This is a genomic window from Pseudonocardia lacus (assembly GCF_018531445.1).
Lineage (GTDB): Bacteria > Actinomycetota > Actinomycetes > Mycobacteriales > Pseudonocardiaceae > Pseudonocardia > Pseudonocardia lacus.
Genome location: NZ_JAHDTH010000282.1, coordinates 1 through 7,665 on the forward strand (window position 1 = coordinate 1; position 7,665 = coordinate 7,665).

The window sequence follows — 7,665 nt, forward strand, 5'->3', positions numbered from 1 at the left end:
GGCCCTCAGCGCCCCGCTGCGAAACGACCTCCCACGATCAAAGAGACTCGGCGTCAACGGGCAGCCAACACGGAATTTTCACCGCTGAACGCGCGGTCCTCAAGAACCACACACGCTGCGAAGACGGCCCGCCCCTCTCCGTACCCCCCACGGACACCAGAGTTCCGTGATCCGCACGGATGTCCTGCGCGCCGCGGACCGCGACGCTGGTCGCACCGATCACGCAGGAGGATCCGATGAACGTCGCCGACATGATCACCGCCGCCCGGCAGCGGGTGGAGCACCTGAGCCCGGAGCAGGTGGCCGCCGAGCTGGACTCGCCCGACGTCGTCCTGGTGGACGTCCGGGAGCCGGGTGAGCAGCTCACCGACGGCACGATCGCGGGGGCGGTCGCCGCGCCGCGCGGGATGCTGGAGTTCCACGCCGACCCGGCCAGCCCCTACCACCTGCCCGAGCTGTCGCCGTCGCGCCGGGTGATCGTGCACTGCAAGTCCGGCGCCCGGTCCGCGCTGGCCGCGGCCACGCTGGCCGAGATGGGCTACACCCGCGTCGCGCACCTCGACGGCGGGATCGTGGCCTGGCAGGCGGCCGGGCGGCCGGTCGCCACCCCTGCCCGGTGACCGGTTTCCTGGCCGCGCCCCCGCTGACCGACGACGTCCGCCGGATCTTCGACGTGGACGTCGGGGAGGTCGGCTACGTGATGAACGCGTCGCGGGTGTGGGCGCACCAGCCGGGCACCCAGACCGGGTTGTTCGACCTGATGGGCGCGGCCGTCGCGCCGCTGGGGCTCGGGAGGCGCGGGCGGGGCGTCCTGGTCGCGGCGTGCGCGTCGGCGCTCGGCGACTCGTACTGCTCGTTGACCTGGGGCGGGCGACTCGCCGGCGCCACCGACGCGGACACCGCGGCAGCCGTGCTGCGCGGCGACGACGCCGGTCTCACCGCCGCCGAGCGGGCGATGGCCCGCTGGGCGCGGGCGGTGGCGCGCGACCCCAACGCCACGACCGCCGACGACGTGCGGGCGCTGCGCGAGGCCGGCTTCACCGACCCGCAGATCTTCGCGATCACCGCGTTCGTGGCGCTGCGGGTGGCGTTCGCGACCGTCAACGACGCGCTCGGCGCGCGCCCGGACGCCGAACTCACCGGACGGCTTCCAAGAGCCGTGATCGACGCCGTCGACTTCGGCCGCCCGGTCGCAGCGGGCTGAAAGTCGCTCGCCGCCGGGCACCGGAGCCTGCTGGGATGCCCGGGTGCTCGACGTCCCGGCACCGGTGCGGGAGAAGGCGCGTGTGCACGGCGCGGGGGCGTGGCTGTCCGGCCTGCCGGCGCTGGTGGCCGATCTGGAGCGCGAGTGGGGTGTCACGGTCGGGCGGACGTACTCCGATTCCACGGAATCGGTGGTCGTCGAGGCGGTGACCGCCGACGGCCGCCCGGCGGTGCTCAAGCTGCTGGTGCCGCGCGACGGGGCCGCTGCCCGCGACGAGGTCATCGCGCTGCGGGCGGCATCTGGTCGGGGCTGCGTGCGTCTGTTGCGCCACGACGCCGGCCGCGGCGCGCTCCTGCTCGACCGGCTCGGTCCGTCCCTGCACGACCGGGGCCTGCCGATCGCCGAGCGCCATCAGATCCTCTGCACCCTCGTGCGGCGGTTCTGGGTACCGGTCGCGGAGCTCGGGGCGGACGCCCGGGAACTGCCGGCCGGCGCCGCGAAGGCCCGGGGGTTGGCCGACGGCGTCGTCGCCTGGTGGGCCGAGCTGGACCGACCCTGCTCCGAGCGGGCCGTCGAGCACGCCGTGGCGTGCGCCGAGCGCCGTGCCGCGGCGCACGACGACGAGCGCGCGGTGCTCGTGCACGGCGACCCCCACCAGTGGAACGTCCTCGCCGACGGCGACGGGTGGGCCCTCGTCGACCCCGACGGCCTGCTCGCCGAGCCGGAGTACGACCTCGGCGTCGTGATGCGTGAGGACCCCGAGGACATGGTCGGCGGTGATCCGTTCGCCCGCGCCCGGATGCTGGCCACGCGCACCGACCTCGACGCGACCGCGATCTGGGAGTGGGGCGTGGTCGAGCGGGTTTCGACCGGGCTGCTGGCCACGCGGATCGGGCTGCAGCCCGCCGGGCGGCTGATGCTGGCGGTGGCCGACCGGGTGGCGGGGCTGCGCGGCCCGTAGCGACCGGGCCAGGATGGCTTCATAGGTACCCGCTCCGCCGCCACGACCCGAGCGCTGCTGCGGTGCGGCGCGGCCGCCGGGGCGGTGTTCCTCGGCGTCGCCTCCGTCGAGGGCGCCACCCGCCCCGACTACGACCCCCTGCGCCACCCGATCAGCTCGCTCGCGATCGGTCCGCGCGGGTGGCGCCAGGTCGCGAACTTCTCCGTCTCCGGGGCGCTGGTACTGGCCGGGGCGGGCGGTCTGGCGCGCAGCCGGACGTTGCCGCGCACCGTCCCCGCGCTCCTCGCGGCGGTGGGCGCGGGCCTGGTCGGTGCGGGCGCCTTCCTGTCCGACCCGATCAGCGGTTACCCGCCGGGCACGCCGCCCTCCCCCGATCCCCCGACCACCGCCGGCCGGCTGCACGACCTGGCGTCCGCACCGGTGTTCCTGTGCCTGCCCGTCGCCGCCGGCACCACCGCGGTCTCGGCGCTGCGGCGCGGGGAGACCGGCTGGGCCGCGGTGTCCGGGGCGGCCGCGGTGGCCGACTTCGCGGCGTTCGTGCGGGCCGGTGGCGGATTCGCGCAGCGGCCCGGGCTCGTCCGGTTGGGCGGGTTCTTCCAGCGGGTGTCGTTGGCCGTGGGCCTGGGCTGGTTCGCCGCGCTGTGCGCGCGCACGGCCGGCTCGGCGCGTTGACGCACGGCGCCTGACGGGATCGGACAACCCGAACTCGATCTCCGTAGGACCACCGGTCCGCCGGATCGCGGGAAGGGCCAGGATGACAGCCGTGTCGACCGTGCTGCGCGGGATCGCCTACGTCGTCGTCGGGCTGCTGGGCGTCGTCGTCATCGGCGGCGCCGCGATCTTCGGCGCGGACGCCTGGCGGGCGTCGAACCAGCGGCCGGCGGACTGCGACTTCCTGCTGCACCGCCCGGGCGGCGACCTCCTCGGAGACGACGGCGCGCTGGGCGCGGCGTGGGCCGCGGTCACCGACCCCGACGTCGAGACCGAGGGCGACCTGGGCGGCTCCAGTCCGGTCCTGGAGCGCGCGTGCGTGCTGTGGGCCGGCACGGCGCCGGCCGGGCGGACGGTCGTGTTCGTCGACACGACGGTCGCCGGCTACCAGTCGCTGTCGCGGATCATCGAGGTGCGCCTGCCCGACGGCGGCCGCGCCGAGCGCGCCGTCGCCTCGCACTCGACGCTGCTGGCCTCGGAGTTCCGGTCGGGCGCCGTGCTGCCGCTGTCCGGGCTCTACGTGCCGCCCGACCGCCAGTCCGAGGTCACCGCGGTGACCGTGCTCAGCTCGGCCGACGGCTGGCAGGCGGCCACCGCGGCCACCGAGGTCGGCGACGGCCTGTTCGACATCGGCGTCACCGCCGACTACGTCGACAAGCCCGACAACCCGCAGGACCCCGACGCCCTGCTGCTGCTCGACCTCGCCGGCGGCGACCACGTCGCGGTGGCGATGCCGGTCGGGCCGGAGCGCGCGCACCCGCTGCCCGTCCGCGCGACCTACGTGCTCAGCGTGGACGGCACCACCCCGACCGACGCCACCGCGCTGCGCGCCGCCGGCCCGGTGCTGTCGCTGATGAGCGCCGACGCGCGGTACCCGCTGATCCGCGACCGGAACACCCGGCCGACCCACCTGGAGGTGCGCCAGACGCCCGGGGCGGTGACGCTCTCGGTCAACGACCAGCAGGCGGGCGTGCTGCCCTCGTTCGTGCTGCCGCTGACCCCGCCGCCGGTCGATCCCGGCGCGCCGCTGCCGACCGGCTGACCCGCCCTCCCGCGGGTCGGCCGACCACGGCACTACACCCCGCAGCCGGGGACGTCCTCGATGCGGAACCACACCGGGATGCCGCGCTCCCGCGCGATCGCGACGTCCTGGTCGGCACCGGTCGAGTCGCCGGGCAGGCGCAGCACGCCGTCGCAGCGTTGCAGCAGCCGCTGGGCCGTCGGGTACATGACGCGTTCGGCGAGGGGGTCGAGCGGGCCGGTGGCGCCCGCGCTGCTCAGCACCGGCAGGGCCACCCACTCGCCGATCATCGGCACGTGCCCGGCGGCGAACAGGGGCCATGCGGCCTCCTCCAGCCGGGCCAGGTTGGCCGCCATCTTCGCGGGGTCGTCGCCGGTGCCGGAGCGGTAGGGGCCGGCGATCAGGATCATCAGGGATGTCGTCTGCACGTTCTGGACGGTATCGTGCAGGAGTCGGAGAAAACAAGGAGAAACGTGCATGTTGGCCGCACAGCGCCGTGACCTGCTGCTCGACCGCCTCCGCCGGGACGGGCGCGTGGTGGCCAAGGACCTCGCCGCCGAGCTCGGGATCTCCGAGGACAGCGTCCGCCGCGACCTGCGCGACCTGGCCGCGGCCGGGCTCTGCCAGCGCGTCTACGGCGGGGCGCTGCCCATCTCGCCCGCCGTCGCCGACTACGCCGGTCGCCAGCAGGTCGAGCCGGCCAGCAAGGAGCGCGTCGCCACCGCCGCGGCGCGCCTGGTGGAGCCGGGCAGCACCGCGATCATCGACGGCGGCACGACGGCGCTCGCCGTGGTCCGCGCGCTGCCCCTCGACCTGGACGCCACCGTCGTCACCCACAGCCCGACCGTCGCCGCGGCCCTGGTCGACCACCGCGACGTGGAGGTCTTCGTGCTGGGCGGGCGGCTGTTCAAGCACTCCCTGGTGACCTGCGGCGCGGCCGCGGTGGAGGCCGCGCAGGCCGTCACCGCCGACCTGTTCCTGCTCGGCGTCACCGGCGTGCACCACGAGACCGGCCTGACCACCGGCGACGCCGACGAGGCCGCGATGAAGCGGGCCCTGTCGCGGCGGGCCGCCGACACCTACGTGCTGGCCAGCGCCGAGAAGATCGGGGCGGCGTCGCGGTTCGCCGTGCTCGGGCTCGACGAGGTCACCGCCGTCGTCACCGACGCCGCCCCGGACTCCCCCGCCGTGCGCGACCTCGTCGCCGCCGGCGTCCGGGTCATCCCCTGACGGTCGACCGGACCCGGGGGCAGCCCGGGCACGGACCGTGCCGCTACCCGATCAGCTCGATGATGGTGGCGTTGGCCGTGCCGCCGCCCTCGCACATCGTCTGCAGCCCGTAGCGCAGCTCTTCGCGCCGCATCCGGGCGATCATGCGGGTCATCAGGACCGCGCCGGACGCCCCGAGCGGGTGCCCGACGGCGATCGCCCCGCCGAGCGGGTTGAGCCGCTCGGGGTCGGCGCCGGTCTCGGCCTGCCAGGCCAGCGGCACCGGGGCGAAGGCCTCGTTGACCTCGAACGTGCCGATGTCCTCGATCTTCAGACCGGTCCTGCGCAGCACCTTCTCGGTGGCCGGGATGGGGCCGAGCAGCATGGTGATCGGGTCGGCGCCGCTGACCGCGCCGGAGTGGTAGCGCGCGATCGGCGTCAGGCCCAGCTCGGCGGCCTTCTCCGAGGTGGTGATGAGCAGCGCGGCGGCGCCGTCGGAGATCTGCGAGGCGTTGCCGGCGTGGATGACGCCGTCGGGCTTGAACGAGGGCTTGAGCTTGGCCAGCGTCTCCGGCGAGGTGCCGCGGCGCAGACCCTCGTCGGCGGTGAATTTAGTGCCCTCCACGTCGATCGCGACGGTGTGGTCGGTGAACGCGCCGTCGTCGATCGCCGCCGCGGCCAGCGCGTGCGAGCGGGCCGCGAACTCGTCGAGCCGCTGGCGGGAGAGGCCGTAGCGCTCGGCGATGAGCTCGGCGCCGACGCCCTGGTTGAAGGCGAAGCCGTCGTAGCGCTCGAGCACCTTGGGCCCGTAGGGCATGCCGCTCTCGCGGGCCGCGCCCAGCGGCACCCTGCTCATCGTCTCCACGCCACCGGCCACGACCAGGTCGTACTGCCCGGCCATGACGGCGTGCGCGGCCGAGTCGACGGCCTGCTGGCTCGACCCGCAGGCCCGGTTGATCGTCTGGCCGGGCACGTGCTCCGGCCAGCCCGCGGCCAGCACGGCGAACCGGCCGATGTTGCTGGACTGGTCGCCCACCTGCGTGACGCAGCCCCAGACGACGTCGTCGATGGCGCCCGGGTCGACCCCGGTGCGCTCGACCAGCGCGTTCAGCACGTGGGCCGAGAGGTCGGCGGCGTGCACCCCCGCCAGTGATCCGTTGCGCTTGCCGATCGGCGTCCGTACCGCGTCGACGATGACTGCGTCCCGCATGCCCAGCTCCCCGTTGCGCTCCGACGGTCGGTGACCCGAATTCCTGACACCGTATCCGACGCGGCCGGGGGAAACGCCAGGTTGCCGGGACGGTCACACCCGGCGGCCGGTCAGCGCGGGGCGGGCAGCTCGCGGACGGTCCGGGTGGCCTCGTCGTAGCTGCGCGCGGCCACCAGCCCGCCCTCGGCGGCCGGCAGGTCGGCCAGCAGCCGCACGGCCTCGGCCCGCTGCGCCGGGGTGGCCCGCGGCATCAGCGTGACGTGCGGGGTCCACAGGTCGGGCCGCATCCACGGCGAGCGCGGCCGCACCACCTCCGACACCGCGGCCTGCACCTGCAGCAGCGCCCGGCTGGGCACCACCGCCCACACCAGCGACCCGCGGGAGCCGCCGACGCTGAGCGCCCCGTCCAGCCGCAGCGCCAGCGGCAGCCCGCCGAGCGCGGCCGCGAGCCAGCCGTCCGGGGGCAGCGCGTCGGCGGCGGCGAGCGTGAGGTGCGGGCGGTTGGTCGGATGGCGGTGCTCGGCCAGGCTCGGCAGGCCGGCGTCGGCGAGCAGCGCCCACACCGCCCGGACCCGCCCGTCCAGCTCGTCGTCGAGCAGCAGCTCGACAGTCGGCATTCGCGCTCCTCGGTCGACGTCGGCCGCACGCTACCGGGCCCGGTCGCTTCCGGTCGGCGGTCACGGATCCGGTTGACGCGGGCGCCACCGGGTAGCCGGGCGCCATGACCCAGCAGCACACGAGCGGTCCCGCGCCGGCCACGCCGCCCGCGGGCCCCACCACGACGAGCGGTGGCCCGTCCAACGGGACACCGACCACCGAAGTGGCCCGCGACCAGGCCGGACAGGTCGGGGGTGCCGCCGCGGACGCCGGGCGGCACGTCGCCGGCACCGCCAAGGAGCAGGCCGGCCAGGTCGCCGACCAGGCCCGCCGCGAGGCGAAGGACCTCTACCACCAGGCCCGCGGCCAGGTGACCGAGCAGGCGAAGGGCGGCCAGCAGAAGGCCACCGAGGCGCTGCGCTCGCTGGCCACCGAGCTGAAGGAGATGGCCGGCGGCGAGCACCGCGGACCGGCCTCCGACCTGGCCGCCCAGGCCGCCGGCCGGGTCGACGACCTCGCCGGCTGGCTGGACGGCCGCGAGCCGGGCGACCTCGTGCAGGAGGTGCGCCGCTTCGCGCGCCGCCGCCCCGGCGCCTTCCTGCTCGGTGCCGCGGTCGCCGGTGTCCTCGCCGGGCGGCTCACCCGCGGCGTCGTCGACGCCAACCGCGACACCGACAGCGGGTCCGCGACGCCGAGCCCGGTGCCGCGTGCGCCCGTCGCGCCGGCCGCGTACCCGCCGCCCGGTCCCGGCT

At 75.9% G+C, this 7,665-nt stretch carries 10 protein-coding genes; 7 read left to right on the forward strand and 3 right to left on the reverse strand.

What is annotated here, in order from left to right:
* Nucleotides 1-236 precede the first annotated feature (236 nt).
* From KIK08_RS35475 to KIK08_RS35495, 5 genes are all read left to right on the forward strand, one after another.
* Nucleotides 237-620 carry a rhodanese-like domain-containing protein gene (locus tag KIK08_RS35475; protein ID WP_214407697.1) on the forward strand — a complete coding sequence of 128 codons (384 nt, stop codon included), beginning with the start codon at nucleotides 237-239 and terminating at the stop codon, nucleotides 618-620.
* Nucleotides 617-1,204, forward strand: a complete 588-nt coding sequence (locus tag KIK08_RS35480; RefSeq protein ID WP_214407698.1) for a carboxymuconolactone decarboxylase family protein — start codon at nucleotides 617-619, stop codon at nucleotides 1,202-1,204. The genes KIK08_RS35475 and KIK08_RS35480 overlap by 4 nt, the downstream gene beginning before the upstream one ends.
* A 43-nt stretch (nucleotides 1,205-1,247) precedes the next feature.
* Nucleotides 1,248-2,165: an aminoglycoside phosphotransferase family protein gene (locus tag KIK08_RS35485; RefSeq protein WP_214407699.1), complete on the forward strand. Its 918-nt coding sequence runs from the start codon at nucleotides 1,248-1,250 to the stop codon at nucleotides 2,163-2,165.
* Between the two features lie 84 nt (nucleotides 2,166-2,249).
* Nucleotides 2,250-2,837, forward strand: coding sequence for a DUF998 domain-containing protein (locus tag KIK08_RS35490; RefSeq protein WP_308258098.1), 588 nt, complete (start codon nucleotides 2,250-2,252; stop codon nucleotides 2,835-2,837).
* A gap of 82 nt (nucleotides 2,838-2,919) precedes the next feature.
* On the forward strand, nucleotides 2,920-3,918 hold the full coding sequence (locus tag KIK08_RS35495) for a hypothetical protein (RefSeq protein ID WP_214407700.1): 999 nt from the start codon (nucleotides 2,920-2,922) through the stop codon (nucleotides 3,916-3,918).
* Nucleotides 3,919-3,950: 32 nt separating this feature from the next.
* On the opposite strand, the gene KIK08_RS35500 is transcribed toward KIK08_RS35495, so the two are convergent.
* Entirely contained in the window at nucleotides 3,951-4,325 is a 375-nt protein-coding gene (locus KIK08_RS35500) for a DUF4406 domain-containing protein (protein WP_308258099.1), read from the reverse strand.
* Nucleotides 4,326-4,374: 49 nt separating this feature from the next.
* Between KIK08_RS35500 and KIK08_RS35505 the strand changes: the two genes are divergently transcribed.
* A complete protein-coding gene (locus tag KIK08_RS35505) occupies nucleotides 4,375-5,127 on the forward strand; it encodes a DeoR/GlpR family DNA-binding transcription regulator (protein WP_214407701.1) in 753 nt (250 codons plus the stop codon).
* A 43-nt stretch (nucleotides 5,128-5,170) separates the two neighbouring features.
* On the opposite strand, the gene KIK08_RS35510 is transcribed toward KIK08_RS35505, so the two are convergent.
* Nucleotides 5,171-6,316: a thiolase family protein gene (locus KIK08_RS35510; RefSeq protein ID WP_214407702.1), complete on the reverse strand. Its 1,146-nt coding sequence runs from the start codon at nucleotides 6,314-6,316 to the stop codon at nucleotides 5,171-5,173.
* Nucleotides 6,317-6,426: 110 nt separating this feature from the next.
* Nucleotides 6,427-6,933: a 2'-5' RNA ligase family protein gene (locus tag KIK08_RS35515; protein ID WP_214407703.1), complete on the reverse strand. Its 507-nt coding sequence runs from the start codon at nucleotides 6,931-6,933 to the stop codon at nucleotides 6,427-6,429.
* A 104-nt stretch (nucleotides 6,934-7,037) separates the two neighbouring features.
* Here KIK08_RS35515 and KIK08_RS35520 point away from each other — a divergent pair.
* The coding region (locus KIK08_RS35520) for a hypothetical protein (protein ID WP_214407704.1) at nucleotides 7,038-7,665 on the forward strand (628 nt) is incomplete at its 3' end.